Annotated in this window: 21 protein-coding genes; 13 read left to right on the top strand and 8 right to left on the bottom strand. The window is 58.3% G+C overall.

Going from position 1 to position 21,988, the window contains the following annotated elements:
- The first annotated feature begins 55 nt into the window (after positions 1 to 55).
- On the top strand, positions 56 to 2,257 hold the full coding sequence (gene dcp, locus HF675_RS11605; RefSeq protein WP_105233360.1) for a peptidyl-dipeptidase Dcp: 2,202 nt from the start codon (positions 56 to 58) through the stop codon (positions 2,255 to 2,257).
- An 87-nt stretch (positions 2,258 to 2,344) separates the two neighbouring features.
- Here dcp and HF675_RS11610 read toward each other — a convergent pair whose 3' ends face one another.
- On the bottom strand, positions 2,345 to 3,049 hold the full coding sequence (locus tag HF675_RS11610) for an SDR family oxidoreductase (RefSeq protein ID WP_187044639.1): 705 nt from the start codon (positions 3,047 to 3,049) through the stop codon (positions 2,345 to 2,347).
- 106 nt (positions 3,050 to 3,155) lie between these two features.
- On the opposite strand from HF675_RS11610, the gene HF675_RS11615 reads away from it, so the two are divergent.
- The 3 genes from HF675_RS11615 (at position 3,156) to HF675_RS11625 (ending at position 5,422) form a co-directional block, all read left to right on the top strand.
- Positions 3,156 to 4,037, top strand: a complete 882-nt coding sequence (locus tag HF675_RS11615) for a LysR substrate-binding domain-containing protein (RefSeq protein WP_187044640.1) — start codon at positions 3,156 to 3,158, stop codon at positions 4,035 to 4,037.
- 258 nt (positions 4,038 to 4,295) lie between these two features.
- Positions 4,296 to 4,994 carry a hypothetical protein gene (locus HF675_RS11620; protein ID WP_105231249.1) on the top strand — a complete coding sequence of 233 codons (699 nt, stop codon included), beginning with the start codon at positions 4,296 to 4,298 and terminating at the stop codon, positions 4,992 to 4,994.
- Positions 4,991 to 5,422 carry a hypothetical protein gene (locus tag HF675_RS11625; RefSeq protein ID WP_105231248.1) on the top strand — a complete coding sequence of 144 codons (432 nt, stop codon included), beginning with the start codon at positions 4,991 to 4,993 and terminating at the stop codon, positions 5,420 to 5,422. The genes HF675_RS11620 and HF675_RS11625 overlap by 4 nt, the downstream gene beginning before the upstream one ends.
- A 54-nt stretch (positions 5,423 to 5,476) precedes the next feature.
- On the opposite strand, the gene HF675_RS11630 is transcribed toward HF675_RS11625, so the two are convergent.
- The gene (locus tag HF675_RS11630; RefSeq protein WP_105231247.1) at positions 5,477 to 6,010 is read right to left on the bottom strand and encodes an SRPBCC family protein; all 534 of its coding nucleotides are present in this window, start codon (positions 6,008 to 6,010) and stop codon (positions 5,477 to 5,479) included.
- Between the two features lie 3 nt (positions 6,011 to 6,013).
- Positions 6,014 to 6,361, bottom strand: a complete 348-nt coding sequence (locus HF675_RS11635) for a helix-turn-helix transcriptional regulator (protein ID WP_105233358.1) — start codon at positions 6,359 to 6,361, stop codon at positions 6,014 to 6,016.
- Between the two features lie 219 nt (positions 6,362 to 6,580).
- On the opposite strand from HF675_RS11635, the gene HF675_RS11640 reads away from it, so the two are divergent.
- On the top strand, positions 6,581 to 6,823 hold the full coding sequence (locus tag HF675_RS11640) for an acyl carrier protein (RefSeq protein WP_111737031.1): 243 nt from the start codon (positions 6,581 to 6,583) through the stop codon (positions 6,821 to 6,823).
- Positions 6,824 to 6,836: 13 nt separating this feature from the next.
- On the opposite strand, the gene HF675_RS11645 is transcribed toward HF675_RS11640, so the two are convergent.
- Complete coding sequence (locus tag HF675_RS11645) at positions 6,837 to 7,709, bottom strand: LysR family transcriptional regulator (RefSeq protein WP_105231245.1); 873 nt, start codon at positions 7,707 to 7,709, stop codon at positions 6,837 to 6,839.
- A 107-nt stretch (positions 7,710 to 7,816) separates the two neighbouring features.
- Between HF675_RS11645 and HF675_RS11650 the strand changes: the two genes are divergently transcribed.
- Positions 7,817 to 8,914, top strand: coding sequence for a tRNA-dihydrouridine synthase (locus tag HF675_RS11650; RefSeq protein ID WP_187044641.1), 1,098 nt, complete (start codon positions 7,817 to 7,819; stop codon positions 8,912 to 8,914).
- Between the two features lie 31 nt (positions 8,915 to 8,945).
- Here the strand turns inward: HF675_RS11650 and HF675_RS11655 are convergent, their stop codons facing one another.
- From HF675_RS11655 to HF675_RS11670, 4 genes are all read right to left on the bottom strand, one after another.
- On the bottom strand, positions 8,946 to 9,956 hold the full coding sequence (locus HF675_RS11655; protein ID WP_105231243.1) for a transketolase family protein: 1,011 nt from the start codon (positions 9,954 to 9,956) through the stop codon (positions 8,946 to 8,948).
- Positions 9,953 to 10,804, bottom strand: a complete 852-nt coding sequence (locus HF675_RS11660) for a transketolase (RefSeq protein ID WP_187044642.1) — start codon at positions 10,802 to 10,804, stop codon at positions 9,953 to 9,955. The genes HF675_RS11655 and HF675_RS11660 overlap by 4 nt, the downstream gene beginning before the upstream one ends.
- A 15-nt stretch (positions 10,805 to 10,819) precedes the next feature.
- Positions 10,820 to 12,118, bottom strand: a complete 1,299-nt coding sequence (locus HF675_RS11665) for an MFS transporter (RefSeq protein WP_105231241.1) — start codon at positions 12,116 to 12,118, stop codon at positions 10,820 to 10,822.
- A 67-nt stretch (positions 12,119 to 12,185) separates the two neighbouring features.
- A complete protein-coding gene (locus tag HF675_RS11670; protein ID WP_105231240.1) occupies positions 12,186 to 12,935 on the bottom strand; it encodes an SDR family NAD(P)-dependent oxidoreductase in 750 nt (249 codons plus the stop codon).
- Positions 12,936 to 13,136: 201 nt separating this feature from the next.
- On the opposite strand from HF675_RS11670, the gene HF675_RS11675 reads away from it, so the two are divergent.
- The 7 genes from HF675_RS11675 (at position 13,137) to HF675_RS11705 (ending at position 21,949) form a co-directional block, all read left to right on the top strand.
- A complete protein-coding gene (locus HF675_RS11675; protein ID WP_187044643.1) occupies positions 13,137 to 14,045 on the top strand; it encodes a LysR substrate-binding domain-containing protein in 909 nt (302 codons plus the stop codon).
- Positions 14,046 to 14,848: 803 nt separating this feature from the next.
- Positions 14,849 to 16,033 (top strand): sugar efflux transporter, encoded by a 1,185-nt coding sequence (locus HF675_RS11680; RefSeq protein ID WP_105231238.1) that lies wholly within the window; start codon positions 14,849 to 14,851, stop codon positions 16,031 to 16,033.
- A 205-nt stretch (positions 16,034 to 16,238) separates the two neighbouring features.
- Entirely contained in the window at positions 16,239 to 17,480 is a 1,242-nt protein-coding gene (locus HF675_RS11685; protein WP_187044644.1) for an ATP-grasp domain-containing protein, read from the top strand.
- A gap of 102 nt (positions 17,481 to 17,582) precedes the next feature.
- A complete protein-coding gene (locus HF675_RS11690; protein WP_187044645.1) occupies positions 17,583 to 18,836 on the top strand; it encodes a PLP-dependent aminotransferase family protein in 1,254 nt (417 codons plus the stop codon).
- Between the two features lie 24 nt (positions 18,837 to 18,860).
- Entirely contained in the window at positions 18,861 to 20,018 is a 1,158-nt protein-coding gene (gene dpgA, locus HF675_RS11695) for a 3,5-dihydroxyphenylacetyl-CoA synthase DpgA (RefSeq protein WP_255427353.1), read from the top strand.
- Between the two features lie 22 nt (positions 20,019 to 20,040).
- Positions 20,041 to 20,682: an enoyl-CoA-hydratase DpgB gene (gene dpgB, locus HF675_RS11700; RefSeq protein WP_187044646.1), complete on the top strand. Its 642-nt coding sequence runs from the start codon at positions 20,041 to 20,043 to the stop codon at positions 20,680 to 20,682.
- Between the two features lie 7 nt (positions 20,683 to 20,689).
- Positions 20,690 to 21,949 (top strand): enoyl-CoA hydratase/isomerase family protein, encoded by a 1,260-nt coding sequence (locus tag HF675_RS11705; RefSeq protein ID WP_187044647.1) that lies wholly within the window; start codon positions 20,690 to 20,692, stop codon positions 21,947 to 21,949.
- Positions 21,950 to 21,988: the final 39 nt, after the last annotated feature.

Raw genomic sequence — 21,988 nt, forward strand, 5'->3', positions numbered from 1 at the left:
GGATGGCATTGGGGAAGCGTGATTCCCCGCACCCTACATGGAGGAGTTTGAATTGATGCGTTTATCCACTTTAGTGTTAGCGATGAGCATGGCATTGGGCACGCAGGCGCAGGCCGAGGAGAGCAAAACCCCCTCCGAACATGCGGCGCTGCCCAGCGGCCAGGCGAAGGAGGCGACGGTGACCGGCGAAGCCAATCAGCACGAGAACCAAAAAAGCGACAACCCGTTCTTCTACCAAAGCCGTCTGCCGTATCAGGCGCCGCCGTTCGATCAGATTAAAGAGAGCGACTACGCGCCGGCGATTGATGAGGGCATCAAACAGAAACTGGCGGAAGTGGACAAAATCGCCAATAACCCGGCCAAGGCGGATTTTGACAATACCCTGGTGGCGCTGGAAAAAACCGGCGCGCTGCTGACCCGGGTGATGAGCGTATTCGGCGCCATGACCTCCGCCAATACCAGCGACGCCCTGCAGAAACTGGATGAAGAGGTGTCACCGAAGCTGGCGGCGATGGACGACGCCATTATGCTCAACAGCAAGCTGTTTGCGCGGATTAAAGCGGTGTATGCGCAGCGTGACTCGCTGAAGCTGGATGCGGAATCCCGCCGTCTGCTGGAAGTGGCTTACCAAAGCTTTGAGCTGGCCGGCGCCAACCTGTCGGACGCCGACAAAACCAAGCTGAAGGCGCTGAACCAGGAAGCGGCGACGCTCAGCACCCAGTTCACCAATAAGCTGCTGGCGGCGGCGAAGAACGGCGCGCTGGCCATCAGCGACAAGAGCAAACTGGACGGCCTGTCCGCCGGCGAACTGGCGGCAGCGGCCCAGGCGGCCAGCGAACGCAAGCTGGATAAACAGTGGCTGCTGGTGCTGCAGAACACCACCCAGCAGCCGGATCTGCAGACCCTGAAGGATCGCGACACGCGCAAGGCGCTGTTTGACGCCTCATGGACGCGCGCCGAGAAGGGCGACGGCAACGACACCCGCCAGACCATCGCCCGGCTGGCGAAGATCCGCGCCGAGCAGGCCAAACTGTTAGGCTTCCCGGATTACGCCTCGTGGAAACTGCAAAATCAGATGGCGAAAACGCCGAAGGCGGCGCTGAGCTTTATGCGCGATATCGTGCCGGCGGCGACCGCGCGTGCGCAGCGCGAGGCGAAGGATATTCAGGCGGTGATCGACCAGCAAAAAGGCGGCTTTAAACTGGCGGCCTGGGACTGGCAATACTACGCCGAGCAGGTGCGCAAGGCGAAGTACGACCTGGATGAATCACAGATCAAACCTTACTTTGAGCTGAATAACGTGCTGAATAACGGCGTGTTCTACGCGGCTAACCTGCTGTACGGCATCACCTTTAAACAGCGTAAGGATATCCCGGTTTACCAGCCGGACGTGCGGGTGTATGAGGTGTTTGATAAGGACGGCAAATCGCTGGCGCTGTTCTATACCGACTACTTTAAGCGCGATAACAAGGGCGGCGGCGCCTGGATGAGCAACTTCGTCGAGCAGTCGAAGCTTAACGGCACCAAACCGGTGATTTACAACGTCGCCAACTTCACCAAACCGGCGCCCGGCCAGCCGGCGCTGCTGTCGTATGACGATGTGATCACCATGTTCCATGAGTTTGGTCATGCGCTGCACGGCATCTTTGCCGATCAGGAGTACCCGAGCCTGTCCGGCACCAATACCGCGCGCGACTTCGTCGAGTTCCCGTCGCAGTTTAACGAGCACTGGGCGCGCGATCCGAAAGTTTTTGCCCACTTCGCCAAGCATTATCAGAGCGGCGAGGCGATGCCGCAGGAACTGGTCGACAAGATCAACAAGGCCGACAAGTTCAACAAAGGCTACGACATGACCGAACTGCTGTCGGCGGCGCTGCTGGATATGCACTGGCATATGCTGAGCGCCGATCGGCCGCAGCAGGACGTCGACAAGTTCGAGGCGCAGTCGCTGCAGAAAGATAACATCGATCTCAGCTATGTGCCGCCGCGCTACCGTTCCAGCTACTTCCAGCATATCTGGGGCAACGGTTATGCCGCCGGCTACTACGCCTATCTGTGGACCGAAATGCTGGCGGACGACGCTTTCCAGTGGTTCAGCGAGCACGGCGGCCTGACGGCGGAAAACGGCCAGCGCTTCCGTGATATGGTGCTGTCGCGCGGCAACAGCGAAGATCTGGAAAAGCTGTATGAAACCTGGCGCGGTAAAGCGCCGAGCATTGAACCGATGCTGATCAACCGTGGGTTGAAAGAGCAGTGATTGATCGCGAGGGATACCTCACGGTGAAATAGGGGATCCGGGCAACCATCCGCCTTCCATCAGAGAAGGCGGATCGTTCAAAGGCAATCAGATGGAGCGGCTTACGCCGCCGTCGACGCGGATATTCTGGCCGGTGACGTAGCCCGCGCCTTCCGACAGCAAAAAGGCCACGGTGTCTGCGATTTCCTCAACGGTTCCATAGCGGCCCATCGGCACGCTGTCGCGGCGTTCAGCGACTTCGGGAAGGCTGTCGATCCAGCCGGGCAGCACGTTGTTCATGCGGACATTCTGCGCCGCATAGGCGTCCGCAAAGAGCTTGGTGAAGCTGGCAAGACCCGCCCGGAATACCACCGACGTCGGGAATAGGCTGGACGGCTCGAAAGCCCAGGTCGTCGAAATGTTGACGATGGCGCCACCACCTTGCGCGGCCATGATCGGCGCGACCAGACGAATCGGGCGCACGGCGCTCAGAAAATAGACATCCATGCCCTGGTGCCACTCCTCGTCAGTGATGTCGAGTAGCGGTGCGCGCGGACCATGGCCTGCGGAATTGACCAGTGCGTCGATCCGTCCCCATGTTGCCATTGTCAGATCTACGATTTGCTTCACGTCGTCGATGGACTGGTTCGAGCCGGTAACGCCGACGCCGCCCAGTTCCTGGGCCAGCGCCTCGCCCTTGCCCGACGAGGAGAGAATTGCGATGCGATAGCCACTCTGAGCCAGTCTGCGTGCGGCAGCGGCCCCCATACCGGATCCGCCGCCCATGATGAGTGCAACTTTTTCTTCAGCCATAACAGTCTCCTTTGGTTAGGTTATACAGGTATTGTGTCAGGTGACAGCTGAAGTTTCGTGTGATAAATAAACGCGTAAGACTGTAGAAAAACTATAGGGTACCGCTATGACGCCATCCCGCCGTAAACTCCCCCCGCTTAATGCTCTGCGGGCCTTCGAGGTTTCAGGCCGCCGGCTGAGCTTTCGGGCCGCCGCCGAGGAATTGGGCGTCACCCAGGGCGCCGTCGCACAGCAGGTGCGCGCGCTGGAAGAGCACCTGAGCCAGAGCCTGTTCCAGCGTCTGCCACGCGGTCTTGCTCTGACGCCACAGGGCGCGGCCTACCTGACGGAGGTGACCCGCGCCTTCGATACGCTCGGGGACGCCACCGGGCGGCTACTTGAGCGGCCAGACACGGTCACGATCAGCGTTACGCCGACCTTCGCCGCAAAGCTGCTGATCCCTCGTCTGGCCGAGTTGAACGCCGCGTTACCCGGCGTGGAATTGCGCACGGTCGCCACCGAGGCGCTCTGCGATTTTGAGCGTGACCAGGTGGACATCGCAATGCGGCTAACCCGTCCCCCGTTTCCATCCGAGCTGGAGGCCAGGCTGCTGTTCCATCAGGAACTGGTGGCGGTCGCCAGCCCTCATCTGGTCAAAGATTTACCGCTCCCGCTATCTAGAGAACGGCTTAGGGAACTTCCGCTCCTGCATGATGCGCTCGACCATTGGCCGCTGTTTCTGCGTGCCGACGGCAAACTGCCCGGTGCGGTATTTAACCAGACGACGCTGGCGCTGGATGCGGCCCTGGCCGGCCAGGGCATCGCCTTGGCATGCCGCGCGTTTGTGGCGAGGGATCTCAAGGCCGGGCGTCTCATGCAGGTCACGGATGAGACCATGATGATAGAGCCCAGCTATTTCCTTGTCCGCAAGCGCTCATCCTTGCCGCTTGCCCCGCAGGATGCGGTATGGGACTGGTGCGTGGCCCGGCTTTCGCTTGCTGCCGATTAGCGGGGCGCTCTCCCCGGCATAACGGGCGAAGCGCGCTTCGTCCGTTAAAAGCAAAGCGTTACGTGAAATACAACGTACCGGCCGCACACGTATCCAAGATTGTTCCTGAACTTAACTTTTTCAATCGGTTATCTGCGTTTTCTCTCCCGGACGTTATTGAACTGACCGCGGCGGTTGGTTATGTTGTGCGCACGCGATTTAACAGGGAATAAAGATAGAGCGGAATCTATCTGTCGTTAATCAGGGAGATAATCAGGGATGAGTAAGCGCAGCGATATTATTGACAGCAGTCAGGCGCACACCGCGTCTTATGGGCTGGTTTATACGGAAGTGCTTGGCTGGGTGGATCTGGGTCATGCTCAGGGAACCGATATCAAATTGCTTATGGATAAACTCAATACTGGAGAACTATCAGGCGATGAACGGTATGATGTGACTTACTCACAGTCTATGACTGACAGATTTAAACTTACTCGTATGGGGAAGTTTATTAAATGGCGTATCAGACGGGGGCGATCGTATTATGAGCGGCAAAGCATCGCGCTGGCGATGATGATGACGCTAGCACGCAAGTTTGAGGCATTCCAATCATCATTTCCTATCAACCTGGTTACCGACAGCGGTTTTAGCGGTGAAGATCTGGTTTCCGATTTACTCGGGTTTTACCGCGTGATGTCTATTGAAAATCCGTTTCCTTTCCTGCGTCCCGTTAGTAAAGTTGAAGCCTTAAGGCGTTGGGACCATTATGGCCCGATCGGTTCGTTCAAGAACGAGAGTTTTTTACCGATACTATTTCCCGATCCGGTCAGGTATCCCCATGCTAAACCGCGCAGAGGAGATCTGCCGCCCTTTATGAAAACCATCAGACCCTACGGTGATTTTAACTCTGGGAATGTTGCTGTCGCTACTCGGAATGGCTCTTTTATGCAGGGTGGGAAAGGAGAACCCATAGTATGAAGACGTCAGTAAAAGTTACCCTTGTCCTGATTATCGGTATTGTCGCAGCATGGACTTATTGCTGGCCGTTCATAAAAATGAATTTTGCCGGCAGTGCACAATATACCGAGCAAGATTCTCGACAGTATGAGTTCTACACTCCTGAATTATTCAAGAACATGCCGCGCATTACTGACCACTATGATTTCAATTATGCAAATGTTGCCGGCCCAGAAGCCTTGATCTATGCGGTGACATTTTATGGGACTGACGATACTCGTCATGTGAACGACTATCTGACCGCCATGGGTTACCAACCGCAGCCTACCTGTATGGTTGTGGCCGAGTGCTGGCGCACAACGGGTTCAAAAGATGTGGTGATGGTTGCGCAGCTATCAGAACCGGAAAGGGTATTTATCCAGATTTACAGCAGTCCCTATACACGTTAATAAAAACGGCCAGGCTTTAGCCTGGCGCGTAATCACCAATGCGACTTTCATTGACTACAGCTTGGCGCGGTATGCCTCTTCGGCCTGCGTCAGCGTGGCCCAGAACGGTCGCGGCGGCTGATTGTTCAGGCGATCGACCAAAATATCCAGATGGGTGTGCCAGCCGCCGGCGACGCTCAGCATCTGGCTACGGTCGGCCAGGCGGCGGTGGGTGACGGTCAGCAGCACGTTGTCGCCTTGCTCGGTCAGCTCAAAGGTGACTTCTGACGGGCGTTCTTCGCCTTTTTCTTCCCAGGTGAAGCTCAGAACCTGCGGCGGAAACAGGCAGATAATATGCCCGGGATTGGTGACCGGGCCGCTGTAAGCCTTGTACTCCGCCGGCGTGGGTTCATCTTTGCCCGCCAGTTCGCCGTTATTGAACACCAGCTCGAACGGCGCGCCGCGTTCCAGCTTCATTTCGCCCGCCGCCAGCCAGGTGGCGCGTTTGTCTGACTCGGTCAGATAGGCCCATACGCGCTCAATCGGGCCGGGCAGCAGACGCTGGATCCTCAACGTGCCGGTTTCAATTACCATACCGTAATCATTCATCGTTCACTCCTTGGGAGTGGACGGCTCCGACTGCCGCAGCGCCTGTTCCAGCGCGTCGAGTCGTTCCGTCCAGAAATGTTCATAGGATTGCAGCCATTGCATGGCCTGCGCCATCGGCTCTGGTTCGAGTCGGCAAATATGGTTTCTTCCCTGCACGGTGCGCTGCACCAGTCCTGCCTGTTCCAGGGCTTTGATGTGCTTGGAGGCGCCGGCGAAACTCATGTTAAGCGGCGCGGCCAGCTCGCCGATACTGCGCTCGCCCTGCGACAGCCGCGTCAGGATCGCGCGTCTTGTCGGATCGGCCAGCGCATGAAAAACGGCGTCCAGCTGAGAGTGCGGTAATTTAACCATATGGTTGAATATAGAACGATGCGTCGGATATTCAATCTCTTTTTGTCTGGTTTTTTCCGGCGACGTGATACAGGTGGCAAAACGGCATCCGAGGAATAAAACGTGACGAATGGGGATTTTTTTGGCAAAAATGCGGCATTTTTTCAACATAATCCTATATTTTCAGCCACTGGCGTCGGCAATGATCGCCCGTCTTGGAAGATTTTTCGGAGAAAACGTATGGAAACCATTGAGCAACGCGTGCTCGGCGCACTGGCCAAACTACAGGGGATTAATAAATCCAACATGTCGATTGATGCAGATTTCTTTTTCGATCTGGAAATGGACTCGCTGGATCGGGTGGAGGCGCTGACGCTGCTGGAACAGGAATTCGGCATGACGATCCCGCTGGCGGATGCGGCTAAATTCAGCCGGGTGCGCGACGTGGTCGACTACCTGACGCCGCACCTGAGCGGCGTCTGAGGGGACGGCGACGCTAGCCCATCGCTTTCGCCAGCGCGTCAAGAAACACGCCGACCCGCAGCGGCAGGTAACGATGACTGGGAAACAGCGCCCAGACGGCCAATGCCTGCGGCTGAACATCCTGCAGTTCAATGGCGACCAGCTCACCGCGGCGCAGTTCCTCCCGAATATCCCAGTGGGTGAGCTGCGCCAGCCCCAGCCCCGCCTTGCACAGTGAACGCACGCCCTCAACGCTGCTGCAGCTAAAGCGCCCGTCGATACTTATTCCGGTGGTCTGACCGTCGTCGGAAAATGTCCACTGCAGCACGTTACTCAGCCGCAAGCAGGCAAAGCTGGCAAGATCCGCCAGCCGCTGCGGCCGGCCGTGCCGTTGCAGATAGGCCGGCGCCGCGCACAGTACGCGCGGATTATCGGCAATCTTGCGGGCGATCAGGTTGGAATCACGCAGCGGGGCGACACGGATCGCCACGTCAAAGCCCTGGGCGACGATATCAACGACCTCGTCGCTCAGTTGCAGATCCACTTTCATATCAGGATTTTCCGCCAGCAGCGTCGGAATGAGCGGCACCAGAATACGCTGCCCAAGCCCGGAGGGGGCGGTGACGCGCAGCTGACCGCCAGCGCCTTGCCGCCCGCTGGAAAACAGGACGCGTGCGCTTTGTTCCGCTTCCAGCATGGTGCGGGCGTAAGGCATAAACTCCACGCCTTCTGGGGTGAGCGACACCGCGCGGGTGGTGCGGTGCAACAGGCGCACGCCGAGCGAGGCTTCCAGCGCCGCCAGCCGCCGCGAGACCGACATCGGCGACATGTCCAGACGGTGCGCCGCCTGCGTCAGGCTGCCGGTCTGGGCCACCTGCAGGAAAATTTCAATCTCTTTCAGGTTCATTATAACGAATTCCGTTATACGGGTTTATCTGGCCCCGGTGTTTTTCCTGACCAAACCCGGGATTACAATTGGTTTTGTTTATAATAAGCTAACCGGAGAGGCCTGTCATGAATCATTCCGCGCTGTTCCAGACGCAGCAAATCAACCAACTGTTGTTGCCCAACCGGCTGGCGGTGGCGCCGATGACGCGGGTTTCCGCCTCCGCCGACGGCGTGGCGGGCGAGAGAATGCGCCAGTATTATCAGCGCTTCGCGCAGGGCGAGTTTGGCCTGATCGTCAGTGAAGGCATCTATATCGACAGCGCCAGCTCGCAGAGCTATGACTTTCAGTCCGGGCTGGTGAACCAGGCGCAGCAACGCGGCTGGCAGCAAGTGACGCAGGCGGTGCATCAGCACGGCGGCAAAATCTTCGCCCAGCTCCAGCATGCCGGCGCGTTGTCGCAGGCAAACCGCCATCGTATGCATACCGTCGCCCCTTCAGCGCTGCGGCCGAAAGGCGAGCAGATGGCCTTTTACCGCGGTGAAGGGCAATATCCGCTGCCGCGAGCGCTGGACGACGAGGAGATTCAACAGATTATCGCGGATTTCGCTATCGCGGCGGAACGTGCGCTGCACGCCGGTTTTGACGGTATCGAGATTCACGGCGCCAATGGCTACCTTCTGGACCAATTTTTCACCGACTACAGCAATCAGCGCGATGACCGCTGGGGCGGCGATATTATCGGCCGGCTGTCGCTCAGCCTGGCGGTGATCGACGCGGTGCGTCAGCGGATTGGTCGTGCGGCGCCGCTGGGAATTCGCCTGTCGCAGGGCAAGGTGAATGATTTTGACCATAAATGGTCCGAAGGCGAGGCCGGGGCCAAAGCGGTGTTCCAACGGCTGGCGGCCTCGGGCATCGATTTTCTGCACATTACCGAACATGAGGCGTGGCAGCCGGCATTCGACGCCGACGGGGCGTCGCTGGCGGCACTGGCGCATCGCCATGCGCCGTCGCTGACGCTGATTGCCAACGGCGGGCTGCATCAACCGCAGCGGGCGCTGCAGCTGACGGAGCAGGGGGCCGATGTGATTGCGTTGGGGCGCGGCGCGCTGGCTAACCCTGACTGGCCGCGGCGGGTGCGTCAGGGGTTGGCGCTGCAGGAATTCGACCGCGCGCTGCTCGGGCCTATCGCCGATATCAAAGAGAGCGAGCTGCGGCTGGCGTAATGCGACTTCCCTGTCGCGGTGCGGCCTACAGCTACAGCCAGCCCTTGATCTGCCGGATGATTTCGGTGGTGGAGATGCCGTAACGGTCATGCAGGGTCGGCAGCGCGCCGGCCAGCAGGAAGGCGTCCGGCAGAGCGATCTGCCGGAACGCCGGCGTCACGCCGTTGCGCAGCAGGGTTGACGCCACGGCTTCCCCCAGACCGCCAATCTGTGAATGGTTCTCCGCAACGATCACCAGCCGGCCGGAGACGCCGGCCTCGCGCAGAATGGTCTCCTCATCCAGCGGTTTGATCACCGGCGAATGCACCACCGCCACGCTGACGCCGCTCTGCTCCAGCTGTTCCGCCGCCTCCAGCGCACGCATGGTCATCAGGCCGCTGGCGATAATCACCACATCTTTACCGTCACGCAGCCGCTGGGCCTTACCGTGACGGTACTGATAATCGTAACGGTCGAGCACCAGCGGTACTTTGCCGCGCAGCAGGCGCATATACACCGGCCCCTGATGCGCCGCCACCGCCGGCACCATCTGGCTCAGCTCCAGCGCATCGCAGGGATCGATCACCGTCAGGTTCGGCATGCCGCGGAAGATCGCCAGATCTTCGGTAGCCTGATGGCTCGGGCCGTAACCGGTGGTCAGCCCCGGCAGGGCGCAGGCGATTTTAACGTTCAGGTTCTCCTCGGCGATCGCCATACAGATAAAGTCATAGGCGCGCCGGGCGGCGAACACCGCATAGGTGGTGACGAACGGCGTAAAGCCTTCGCGCGCCATGCCGGCGGCGGCGCTCATCAACAGCTGCTCCGCCATGCCCATCTGATAGAAACGCTCGGGAAACGCCTTGGCGAACAGGTGCAGATCGGTGTATTTGCTGAGATCGGCGGTCATGCCGACGATGTCGTCGCGCTGCCGGGCCAGCGCAACCAGCGCTTCACCAAACGGCGCGGACTGTGTCGGCTGGCCTTCGGCGGCGATGGAGGCGATCATCGCCGAGGTGGTTAAACGCTTTTTGCCGCCGGCGGGCGTGGTGGTGGTCTGGCTCATGGTTGTTCTCCGATTTCCAGGGCGGTCAGCGCCTGATCCCATTCATGTTCATCCACGCGGATGAAGTGCGTTTTCTCCCGCGCCTCCAGAAAAGGGACGCCTTTGCCCATGCGGGTGTCGCACAGGATCACCCGAGGCTGGGGTTTATCGTGGCGGCGCGCGACGTCGAAGGCGGTCACCAGGGCGTCGAGGTCGTTGCCGTCTACCCGCTGCACATGCCAGCCGAACGCCTGCCAGCGGTCGGCCAGCGGTTCGAAGGAGAGGATTTCCGACGAGTGGCCGTCCGCCTGCTGATTGTTGACGTCCACCAGGGCAATCAGGTTATCCAGCCGCCAGTGCGCGGCGGACATCACCGCCTCCCAGGTGGAGCCTTCATTGAGTTCGCCGTCGGACAGCAGGTTGTAAATAAACGCCGGGTTGTTTTTGCGCTTCAGCCCCAGGCAGGCGCCCACCGCGATGCCCAGTCCGTGCCCCAAGGAACCGCCGGTGATCTCCATACCGGGGGTGTAGGCGGCCATGCCGGACATCGGCAGACGGCTGTCGTCGGCGCCGTAGGTTTCGCGCTCATCGAGCGGCAGAATGCCGGCCTCCAGCAGCGCGGCGTAGAGCGCGATAGCATAGTGGCCGATCGACAGATAGAAACGGTCGCGCTGTTCCCATTCGGGATCGTCCGCGCGGTAGCGCAGGGCGTGAAAATAGCTGACCGCCAGCAGGTCTGCAGCGCCGAGCGCCTGGCCGATATAGCCTTGCCCCTGCACCTGGCCCATAATCAGCGCGTGCCGGCGAATGTTGTACGCCCGCTGCTGCAGTGAGAGCGCGGCGGTCTGCGGTACATCGATTGTGGTCATGTTTTAACTCCGTGATTATCGGTTAACCTGCGCGGCCGGGATGCGGAACACCAACAGCGAACCGGCCAGCAATACCAGTGTGATCAGATACATGCCCCAGGCGGGTGAGCCGGTGATGCTGCTGATGCCGCCGATCAGGTAAGGGGAGAAGAAGCCCGCCAGGTTGGCGAAGCAGTTCACCGCGGCGATGCCGGCGGCGGCGGAAACGCCGCCCAGCAGATTGGTAGGCAGCATCCAGAACAATGAGGAGGCGGAGAGGATGCCCGCCGCCGCCAGGCAGAGAAAGGCGACCGACAGCGCGACATAATGGCCGAACTGGGTGGCCAGCAGCAGCGCCGCAGCGCCCGCCAGCATCGGGATAGCCAGATGCCAGCGTCGTTCACGATGACGGTCGCCGCTGCGCCCGGCCAGAATCATCGCCACGATGGCGCACAGATACGGCAGACTGCTGAGCAGACCGATCTGCAGCGGTTCGCGGATGCCGGCGTTTCTGACCAGCGTCGGCAGCCAGAAGGTGAGCGCATACTGGCCCATCACCACGCAGAAATAGATCAGCGCCAGCAGCCACAGCCGCCTGTCGCCGATAAACGCGGCGATGGTGCCGTGCTGGTGTTTATGCTGATCGTCGGCGTCGAGATCGGCGCGCACCAGGCGTTTTTGGTGTTCATCCAGCCAGGGCGCGTCCTCGACCCGATCCTTCAGCGCCATCAGTACCACCAGCCCCATCAGCAGCGTAGGCACCGCCTCCAGCGCAAACATCCACTGCCAGCCGGCCCAGCCGTGCACGCCGGCAAAGCGCTCCATAATCCAGCCGGAGATCGGGCCGCCGATCATGCCGGACAGCGGAATGGCGATAAACCACAGCACCGTCATGCGCGCGCGCCGCGCCGCCGGGAACCAGTAGGTGAGATACAGCAGCAGGCCGGGCGCCAGGCCGGCTTCCGCCACGCCAAGCAGAAAGCGCAGCAGGTAAAACTGCCAGGCGGTTTCCACCAGGGCGAACAGGCCGGAAATCAGTCCCCAGGTGATCATGATGCGGGCGATCCAACGTCTGGCGCCCACCCGGTGCAGGATCAGGTTGCTCGGTACTTCGAAGAAAAAATACCCGATAAAGAAAATGCCGGCGCCGAGACCGTAAACGGTTTCGCTGAGCGCCAGATCGTCCATCATCTGCAGCTTGGCGAAGCCGACGTTTACCCGATCAAGGTAGGCGCACAGGTAGCACAGCATCAAAATCGGCATCAGCCGCCAGGCAATCTTGCGGTAAGCCGTGTCGCGCACGCCGGCGGCGGCGGTCAGGTTAAGCGTTGTCATGATGTCCACTCCTGAAACAGACGGGGATCCCCCGCTGTGCGGGGGCCGTAAGGCGGGCGAGGCCGGGTCAGTGAATCAGCATGCCGCCGTTCACGTCCAGCGTGATGCCGGTCAGGTAGCTGGAGAGGTCGCTGGCCAGGAACAGCGCGGCGTTGGCGACGTCCTGCGCGTTGCCCAGCCGGCCGAGCGGAATGCCGTCGATAATGGCGTGCCGGCGCTCGTCCTGCATCAGGCCGCCGGTGATATCGGTCTGGATCAGGCCGGGGGTGATGCTGTTGATGCGGATCTGCTCCGGGGCGAACTCGCGCGCCATCGCCTTCGCCAGCCCGAGCACGCCGGCCTTGGCGGCGCTGTAGTGCGGGCCGCCGAAGATGCCGCCGCCGCGCTGGGCGGATACCGACGACAGGCAGACGATGCTGCCGCCGCCGTTGGCGCGCATCGCCGGGATCACCGCCTGCGACATCAGCAGCGTACCGCGCAGGCTGACGTCCAGCACGCGGTCGTAGTCCTGCATGCCGATCTCCAGCGTTTTTACCGGCTGGGTAATGCCGGCGTTGTTGACCAGTACGTCGATGCGGCCGTAGTGCTCGAGGATTTGCGCCACGGCCTGATTGACCGCCTGCGGGTCAGCGACGTCAACCGCCAGTCCCAGATGGCCGTCGCCAAGCTGCTGCGCGGCATGGGCCGCCGCGTGGCGATCCAGATCCAGGATTGCCACGCGTGCGCCGTGGGCGGCAAAGCAGGCGGCGGTGGCGCGGCCGATGCCGCGCTCGGAGGCGGCGCCGGTGATAACGGCGATTTTATTGTTCAGTAACATCTGCGACTCCTGAGTATTTTTATGTTTTTACGGCCATCGCGGCCGGTAGGGTGTGTTCAGCATTGAAGGAGATGCACTTTTCGGCAATGCAAAAAAATTCAGTCGATGATGAATTAAACTTATGTTTTGATCGGCTTAACATTTTCAGCTCCGGCGACGTGACAGGCTGTGACGAAATCACGGCAAGCGGAGGTACGGCGGTTGGAGATACAAAAGGCGGCGATCCCCTCAATCAAGGCGCTGCAGGTGTTTGAGCAGGTGGCGCATTTCGGCAATGTGGCGCGCGCGGCGGAAGAGCTGAATATCACGCCCTCGGCGGCCAGCCACCAGTTGGCCAAGCTGGAGAAACTGGTGGGCAACTCGCTGTTTAACCGCTCGGCCAGAGGGGTGAGCCTGACGCTGGCGGGGGAAACTTACCTGCGTGAAATCAGTCAGCTGCTGCTGAACCTGGCCCAGGCCACGGCGCAGATCCGCGACCAGAAAGAGAACAATGCCTTGCGCATCCATTGCGCCCCCAGCTTCGGCCTGCTGTGGTTGCTGCCGCGGCTGAAGCAGCTGCATGAGGCCTGTCCGGAGCTTAACGTGACACTGTCATGTTCTTATGAAAACCTGTCGTTCAGCCGCGATAACATCGACGTGGCGATCCGCCACGGCTTCCCGGACTGGTCGCCGTTTGATATCAAAACGATACGTGATGAATGCATTACCGCCATGGCATCGCCGGACTATCTGCAGCGTCATCCGGCGCCTTCGCCGGCAGCGCTGGCGGAGCACCAGCTGATTCTGTCGGAAACGCCGCTGATCCAGTGGCCGCAGTGGTTCGCCGCCCATCATCTGCCCCAGCCGGAGCGCCCCTGGGTGTTCAGCTTTGACCGTTCCTACATGAGCCTGCAGGCCGCGCGACTGGGACACGGCGTGGTGCTGGAGAGCGAACTGCTGGCGCGGGACTACCTGCGCGACGGCTCGCTGGTGCGGCTGTTTCCGGCGGCGCTGAGCCTGCCGGTCAGCGCCCATCATCTGGTTTATCCGCGCGGTTTCGGCCAGCTGGCGCGGGTGAAGCGCTTTTTGCACTGGATGCAGCAGGCGCTGGACAGCGACAGGATGTACTGACGGCCCGGACGCGCTATCATCGCGCCTGGTTGTCAGACACAGACATTGGAGATCGCCTATCAATCTTGAACACGCGGATCGGCTGTCGCGCGATAAAACGGATTACCGCAAACGCCTGGCGCTGATCGAACAGCTGCGCCAGCGGCCGATCGACGGCGGCCAGGCGATTTTGCTGCGCATGCTGCGGGAAGATTTTGTTCTGAGCGTGCGGCAGGCCGCCTGGCAGGCGCTGGATGAGCAGGGCGTTGCCTGCAAGCGACCCAAAGCACCGCAGCCAGAGACGTTACTGCCGCCAAACCGGCGGCGCAGAAACGTCCTGGAATTCCTCTATGACCTCCTGTGGCCGTGGGTATGAGGCGCAAGCCACTGCTAATATGCTTCATGTTGATGCAAATGTGCATGTTGCTGCCGAGACCGGCGCCATCTGGCAGATAAGTCCGAGTTAACCGGCAACGCCAGTGGAATCCCCAGCCTTTCGTTTCCGTTTCAGTGATTTATGTCAAAAAAAATGCAAGTCACTTTTTTGGCATAAGGATATAACGCCTACGATGAAAAATGGCGCATTGTAAAAGACCAAAAGTCTGTTATATATATTCACCAGCTTTTTAACGAAACGGTCACTTAAAAAGACATTATTATTCCCCATCAGATATTGTCGCGCTAAAAACGATCAATAAAACATGTGAGCACCGGCGTGAAAAATAACCGTAAGATGATCCTTGCGGTCGTGCCGCTGCGATATAAATATAGGGTGTATTTCCCCTGTGTTTTTTATTTCTCTATTTAAATAACGGAATGGGTTTATGGAGTTGGAACGTGATACGGTAAGCCAGGGACAGGGCGTCAATATTATTTTTATGGCAGTAGCCTTAATATTAGGAATGGCGGGCGCGTTACAAATGCCGGTTGTCAGCCTGTTTCTGACGCGGGAAATCGGCGCCAGTCCGTTTATGGTGGGGATGTTTTATACCGTTAACGCGTTGGCCGGCGTAGGCGTCAGCCAACTGATGGCGCGAAAGTCGGATTCGGGCGGTAATCGCCGCCGTCTGATCCTGCTGTGTTGTTCGGTTGCCATAGCCAATGCCTTGCTGTTCGCGTTTAGCCGGGATTATCGCATTCTGGTGTCGGCAGGCGTGATACTGTCGGCGCTGGCGACAACGGCGATGCCGCAACTGTTTGCTCTGGCGCGTCAGTATTCGGTCGGCGCCGATTTTGACGTTATCAAATTCACCACCCGGATGCGTGCCCAGATTTCGATCTCCTGGGTGATCGCGCCGCCCGTCGCTTTCTTTATCATCGCGCATTTCGGTTTTACCGCCTTGTATCTGCTGGTGGCTCTGCTGTTTGTATTGGGCGGACTTTTCGTCCTGTCCTCGCTGCCTGCGGGGGACGTGCCGCCACGTTCAGCGACGCCGGCGACGTCCGCTACCCCGACGGCCACGGGTCGGTCGCAAGAAGCCTGGCTGCTGTTTGCCGCTTTGGCGCTGCTGTGGGGCGGCGATACGATGTACCTGATCGATATGCCGATATATATCAGCAGCCTGCCGGGTATGGGCAGTAGTTTCGCCGGCTGGCTGTTGGGAGGCGCGGCAGGGCTGGAAATTCTGATCATGCTGTTCTGCTCGCCGGTGATCAAGCGCGTTGGCACGCGTCCTATGATGCTGCTGGCCGCCGGTTGTTCCGCGCTGTTTTACCTGGGCATGACACAGGCGGTTTCTCCATGGGCGCTGGCGGCGATTCAGGTGCTGAATGCTGTTTTTATCGGTATCGTCGGCGCACTGGGTATGCTCTATCTGCAAGAATTGATGCCGGAGAGCCCGGGAACGGCCAGTACGCTGTACAGCAACAGTATTGCCACCGGGGCGATTTTTGCCGGTTTGCTTCAGGGCGCCATCAGTCAGCATTGGAATCATCAGGCCGTTTATTATGCGGCGCTGTCACTGTCGCTGCTGGCATTATTGTTGTTGTTAAAGGTTAAAGACGCCTAAACGATATTCGCAATAACATAATGGTAAGATATCAGAAAAATATAATGGCCGTTATTTTGGCAGGGGATGCCTGTTTTTACTTTCTGATAAATAATTAATGCACCGCTGGCGAGAGCCCGCCAGATAATGGTGCGGGAATATTCGTGTCGTTTATTTTGGGTGTTTATTTTCCCGGTTTTATTCTTACGTAAGACAGGAGTGGTTGGTGAAAAATACGATTGTTATTATTGATGCGCTATCAACGGGAAATGAACTGGCGGCGGCATTTATGTCGCGCGGCTGCGACGTGGTGCATATCTGGCAAGATTTTTCGCGCCAAACGCGTACTCAGGGATTTGTCGAAACCATTAATTATGCCGGATCGCTGGATGACCTTATCCAGCAGCTGAGACCGTATGATATTCGCTATGTGATTGCCGGTGCGGACAGCGGCATTGCATTGGCGGATATGCTGGCGTCAGCCATGGGGATACCGGCGGCGAATGACCCAGAAACCACCGACTGGCGACGGAATAAGTATATTTCGCAGCAAAAGCTGGCGGAAAAAGGCATTCGCTCAATCAGGCAGTGCAAGGCCTCTTCAGCCGCGGAACTGGTATCCTGGGCCGAGCTGAACGGTTATCCCGTGATTGTAAAACCGCTGAACAGCGGCGCCAGCGACGGCGTAACGCTGTGTGAGAGCGGGGAGGACGTGCAGCGTGCGGCAGAACAACTGCTGGGCAAAGAGAATCTGCTGGGTTATGTGAATGATGAATTGTTGATCCAGGAACTGATTGACGGCACCCAGTATTTCGTCAACACGTTGAGCTGGCACGGACAGCATTATGTGACGGACATCTGGGAGCAGGTGCGCAGCCGGGTGAGCGGCGGCGCTTACAACTTTGAAGGGATGCACCTGATCGATGCGCAGGAAACGTACGCCAGAGCGCTGGCGACCTATACCCTTGAGGTATTATCCGCCTTGGGCGTCGATTATGGCGCGGCGCACAATGAGGTGATCCTGACGGCGGAAGGGCCGGTGCTGATTGAAACCAATGCCCGCCTGATGGGCGCCTCCATCAATGACGTGACATTCAGCGCCTGCCTCGGTTACACCCAGGTCAGCCTGTGTGCGGCCATGTATCTGGCGCCGCAGGATTTCATCGACCGCTACGTGGGCACGCATTACCGCATGCATGCCTATGTGTCTGAAATATCCTTTTTGTTCAAGCGCGACGGCGTGCTGGAGGCGATGCCGGGGAAACGCGCGATAGAGCGGCTTCCTTCCTTTTCCAATTTCTTTGCGTTGCCGCGTCCGGGACAGCGCGTCACCCGCACGGCGGACACCAAGGGATTGCCCGGATTCGCTTATTTACTGCATCAGGATCAATCCCAGTTAACGCGTGATTTTAATCAAATCCTGGCATGGCAGCAGCGGGATGATATTTATCGCATCGTCGATGAATAAATAACATGCGGCACGCCGGCGACGAGCGTGTGACAGGCAACGCGTCTGGCCGGCCTTATTGCGGCCCGTCATCACTATCTACATGAATCAACGGATGTTTGTATGCCAACTCAGGAGAGTGTTTTATCCATCGTGGGCGCGCTTAACCAGCGCTATCCTCATGCCTGTTCACTGTCATTAGGGCGTCCCAACCCTGATATTTACGCCAGACTGGATCTTGAACGTTATGCGCGGATCTATCAGGCGTTCTTACGGACAGAAAAGCACTATGACAACGCGAAAATCAGAGAGAATCTTTACACTTACGGACCTAGCCAGGGGATGATTACTGCTCATCTCGCCAAATGGTTGGCGAATGATGAGGGGATCCACGCTGGCGAGAAGGAGATTCTGGTGACCAATGGTTGCCAGGAAGCCTACAACCTGGTGCTACTGCACGAATTACGCCAGCCCGAGGATTGCGTGCTGATTATTGAGCCCAGCTACTTCGGATTTACCGATTGCGTCGCGGTCCTGGGGAAGTCATCCGTTAAAATCGCTATCGACGATCTTGCCGATCCTGCCGGCGGCGTTGATTTTACGCTGCTGCCGGCGGTTATCGAGCAGTATCGCCGGCAGGGTAAGCAGATAAAACTTATCTATATCAATCCTGATTTTAATAATCCGATGACCTACCAACTGAGCGAGGCGGAGAAAGGCGCGCTGCTTGCGGTCTGCGCTCAGCAGGGGGTGAAGATTATTGAGGATGGCACCTATTCGGCGTTCTATTACGATGGCATACAGCCCCGCGCAATAAAAACCCGGGATAACGCAGGCCAGGTCTATTATATCGGCTCGTTTTCCAAAACGTTATGTCCGTCGCTGCGTCTGGGCTATCTGGTAATAAGCCGGCACGGCGACGCAACCTTTAACCATTTGCTGCATATTAAAGATCACACCAGCCTGAGCAGCAGTGCGCTGAATCAGCAAATTGTCGCCGGTTTTTTAATCGAGCATCAATACTCACTGGAAAACTGGATCCGTCCGATCCGCGATGAATACCGTGCCCGGCGTGACGCGATGCTGCAGGTGCTCGAGCAGGAATTGGACGCCGGTCTGCTGCAGTGGCACGCGCCTGCCGGCGGCTTTTTCGTGTATATCCGCTTGCCGCAGGAGATCAACACCGCGCACCTGCTCGACTGTGCGGAGGGGTATCAGGTGACATTTCTGCCGGTCAGTTATGCGGTGCGGGACGGCCGGCAGCGCGCTCACGGTATCCGGCTCGCCTTCAGTTATTACCCGCCGGCCGCGATTGCGGCGGGAACCCGCAAGTTTTGTCAGTTTCTCAATGAAAAACTCTTGCCGCAACAGATCTGAACGTTAAACAGCTTCATTCACAGAGTGATATTTCATTTTCCCGCTAATCGAATGGAATTCGAGCGGGTATTTATAGATGACGGTGGGTATTTGCAGATGAAAGAGAGAACGAATAACGGAATGAACGCCTATATTCTGGCCTGTGCGCATGATGTACCGGAAACCGCCTATTCACAGAGCGAGGTCTGTGACAACCTTAATATTACGGATAGCCGCATTCGCTCCATATTTATTAACAGCGGAATCAGCAAAAGACATTTGTCGATAGACAATATGGCGGGAAGCGCCGCCGAGGGTGAAACGCATGCGCAAATGCTGGCGCGTCATGAAAAAAATGCGCTCAAACTGGGGGGGAATGCAATCCGCAAGTGTCTGGATAAAATCGGCATGCGGATTGAAGATATTGACTGTATTTGCTGCGTGACGTCGACGGGTTTTTTAGTGCCGGCATTAAGCGCCCGTTTTTGTGAATCGCTGGGGGTGTCGGACTTTTGCAACCGGATTGATATTGTCGGCATGGGCTGTTCCGCCGGGCTGAACGGCCTGGACGCGGTAAAAAACTGGTCGCTTGCCAATCCGGGCAAGCTGGCGGTGGTGGTCTGCACGGAAATCTGTTCTGCGGCCTACATTGAGGACGGCACGCTCCCTACCGCGGTGGTTAACAGCCTGTTTGGCGACGGCGCCAGCGCTGCGGCGGTCGTCAGCTCGTCGGAAGACGATGCGCCACCTGCCGGCGCGATCAAACTGCGGGCGAAGCTCAGCCTGACCGAACCTTCGGCGATCGGCATGATGAAGTTTGATTGGAATGATGAGCAGCATAAAAACCGCTTTTACCTCTCAAAAGACGTGCCGTATGTGGTGGGATCGAAAGTTGAAAAAGTGGTGCATAAACTGCTGGGCGAACATCAGCTCAACGTCAGCGATATTGATCACTGGGTCGTGCATTCCGGCGGCAAAAAAGTGCTCGATTCAATTTGTATCAATTTGGGATTAACGAAAAGCGATCTGCGCCACACGCGCAGCGTATTAAATGATTTCGGCAATCTTTCCAGCGGTTCATTCCTGTTTTCTTTAGAACGTCTGCAAAATGAAAAAATAACGTCAGCCGGAGATATCGGGGTCTTTATGACGATGGGCCCCGGCGCGGCGATTGAAACTGCCCTGGTGCAATGGGAAAAATAATTTAACGTAATTGAGGTCATTTATGGAACGTCTAACAATCAATTTTACCGGCTCAGCGGCAATTACCAGCGACATGATTGAACAACTTAATCAACTTTGCGCTCAGGTTGAAAATACTCCGGCGATCGATCAGGTGCTGTTCGCTTTTGCGGGCGGCGCTGCGCCGGCGCAGGGAACAGAGAGTATGGATGTCGGTCTGTTGCACAAGTGGGAAAAGGCGCTGCGCCGGGTGGAAAACCTGAATGCGCTGCTGATCGCCACCACCGACGGCGAATGCGGGCTGGTGGCCTTATCCATTATCGCCATTGCCGATCTGCGTCTGGGCACGCCTGACAGCACCTTTGCCCTGCGCGGGAAAGATATCACGCTGCCGGGGATGCTGATTCACCGCTTAACCAATCAGCTGGCGGCCAACTGGGTGCGTTTGCTGTTGGTGCTGGGGAATACGCTGTGCGCCGAGGAGGCGTTGGCGAGCGGCCTGCTGGACCGCACCAGCACGCAGCCCGCTGCGCTGGCGGAGGATCTGGCGATGGGCATGAACCCGCACGCCTTTACCGATATCCGCGTACGCCGCAAGCTGATGCTGGAGGCCTGTCATACCTCGTACGAGGACACGATCGGCCTGTCGCTGTCCGCCAGCGACCGTACGTTGCGTCAGGGGTAAGCGCCGGATGATGAGTGAACATACCGATGAGTTCTCCCATGCGCTGCGCCAGCAGGCCGCGGCGTTAAAGACCGCGCTGCAGGCGCATTACGGCAATAGCGCCCTCAGAGACGATATGATCATTGCCGAATGCGCTGCCGACCCGGACGTTACGCAGTTTTTCTCGCGCTACGGGCTGGCGTTGTACCGGTTATGGACGGGGCACTATTGCCGCTCTCAGCGTATTGAGGCGCTTTATCAGTCTGCTGCGGAACTGCTGTTTGGCGAGATCGCGCAAGGCACGCCGCAGCAGGCGGCTGCCGACTACTGTTTTTCGCTTTTCCTGGCGCAGGTGCTGCAGGACGAGGACGCCGGTACGCATCTGCTAAACGCCATGCTGCAACCGAAAGACGCGTCGCTGCCGTTGGTCGAGGCCTTTAACCGCAGCGGTTACGTCAGACTGACGGCGCTGGAGATCCGTCAGGAAGGCGAGGCGGCGGTGGTCACTTTCCTTGATGGTGATACGCTGCATGCCGAAGACGGCGACTTTGTCCGCGATTTGGAAACGGCGGCGGATATTGTCCATTTATCGGACAAGGTTAAAGCCGGTGTGCTGCGCGGCGGCGTGGTCAGCCATCCGAAATATGCCGGACGCCGGGTGTTCTGCTCGGGCATCAATCTGAAAAAACTGCACGATGCCGGCATCTCTTATCCGGAATTTTTGATTGGCAGAGAGATGGGGTGCATTAACAAGCTGATCCACGGCGTCGTTTGCCCGTCAGAGGGGGCGGCGGTCAGCATCACGAAACCCTGGATCGCCCTGGTGGAGACCTTCGCCATCGGCGGCGGTATGCAGATGGTGCTGGCCTGCGATTATGTGATCGGCGAGCAGGGGTGCTATGTCTCGTTGCCGGCAGCCAAAGAGGGCATTATTCCCGGCGTTTCCAATCTGCGGCTCACCAGCGCGACCAGCGAGCGCTTTGCCAAGCAGGTGATTTTGCATGGACGTAAAGTCAGGGCTGACGATGCTGATGCCGGATTTATCTTCGATCGGGTCGTGGCTGCAGAGGCGCTGGAACGAACCCTGCAGGAAGCAATTACGCTGATGGCGGCGCCGGCCGTACCGGTGAATAAACGCATGCTGGTGCTTGCCAAAGAGCCATTGGCGGCGTTCCGCGACTATATGCAGGCATTCTGTCGCGAACAGGTCATCAGAATGTATGCCGTCGATGTAAAAGAAAAGACCGGTAAATTCGCCAAAAAAATCCCTGAGGTGCCGGTGGTGTAATGACAGGCGCGCTGACCGGCGCGCCTGATGAAACAGGAT

Origin of the sequence: Serratia sp. JUb9 (assembly GCF_014298095.1) — a bacterium.
GTDB lineage: Bacteria > Pseudomonadota > Gammaproteobacteria > Enterobacterales > Enterobacteriaceae > Serratia_B > Serratia_B rhizosphaerae.

Bases quoted from the DNA above. Each gene is read 5' to 3' on its own strand.
- dcp (WP_105233360.1), top strand. From the start codon at position 56: ATGCGTTTATCCACTTTAGTGTTAGCGATGAGCATGGCATTGGGCACG.
- HF675_RS11610 (WP_187044639.1), bottom strand. From the start codon at position 3,049: ATGGCTGAAGAAAAAGTTGCACTCATCATGGGCGGCGGATCCGGTATG.
- HF675_RS11615 (WP_187044640.1), top strand. From the start codon at position 3,156: ATGACGCCATCCCGCCGTAAACTCCCCCCGCTTAATGCTCTGCGGGCC.
- HF675_RS11620 (WP_105231249.1), top strand. From the start codon at position 4,296: ATGAGTAAGCGCAGCGATATTATTGACAGCAGTCAGGCGCACACCGCG.
- HF675_RS11625 (WP_105231248.1), top strand. From the start codon at position 4,991: ATGAAGACGTCAGTAAAAGTTACCCTTGTCCTGATTATCGGTATTGTC.
- HF675_RS11630 (WP_105231247.1), bottom strand. From the start codon at position 6,010: ATGAATGATTACGGTATGGTAATTGAAACCGGCACGTTGAGGATCCAG.
- HF675_RS11635 (WP_105233358.1), bottom strand. From the start codon at position 6,361: ATGGTTAAATTACCGCACTCTCAGCTGGACGCCGTTTTTCATGCGCTG.
- HF675_RS11640 (WP_111737031.1), top strand. From the start codon at position 6,581: ATGGAAACCATTGAGCAACGCGTGCTCGGCGCACTGGCCAAACTACAG.
- HF675_RS11645 (WP_105231245.1), bottom strand. From the start codon at position 7,709: ATGAACCTGAAAGAGATTGAAATTTTCCTGCAGGTGGCCCAGACCGGC.
- HF675_RS11650 (WP_187044641.1), top strand. From the start codon at position 7,817: ATGAATCATTCCGCGCTGTTCCAGACGCAGCAAATCAACCAACTGTTG.
- HF675_RS11655 (WP_105231243.1), bottom strand. From the start codon at position 9,956: ATGAGCCAGACCACCACCACGCCCGCCGGCGGCAAAAAGCGTTTAACC.
- HF675_RS11660 (WP_187044642.1), bottom strand. From the start codon at position 10,804: ATGACCACAATCGATGTACCGCAGACCGCCGCGCTCTCACTGCAGCAG.
- HF675_RS11665 (WP_105231241.1), bottom strand. From the start codon at position 12,118: ATGACAACGCTTAACCTGACCGCCGCCGCCGGCGTGCGCGACACGGCT.
- HF675_RS11670 (WP_105231240.1), bottom strand. From the start codon at position 12,935: ATGTTACTGAACAATAAAATCGCCGTTATCACCGGCGCCGCCTCCGAG.
- HF675_RS11680 (WP_105231238.1), top strand. From the start codon at position 14,849: ATGGAGTTGGAACGTGATACGGTAAGCCAGGGACAGGGCGTCAATATT.
- HF675_RS11690 (WP_187044645.1), top strand. From the start codon at position 17,583: ATGCCAACTCAGGAGAGTGTTTTATCCATCGTGGGCGCGCTTAACCAG.
- dpgB (WP_187044646.1), top strand. From the start codon at position 20,041: ATGGAACGTCTAACAATCAATTTTACCGGCTCAGCGGCAATTACCAGC.
- HF675_RS11705 (WP_187044647.1), top strand. From the start codon at position 20,690: ATGATGAGTGAACATACCGATGAGTTCTCCCATGCGCTGCGCCAGCAG.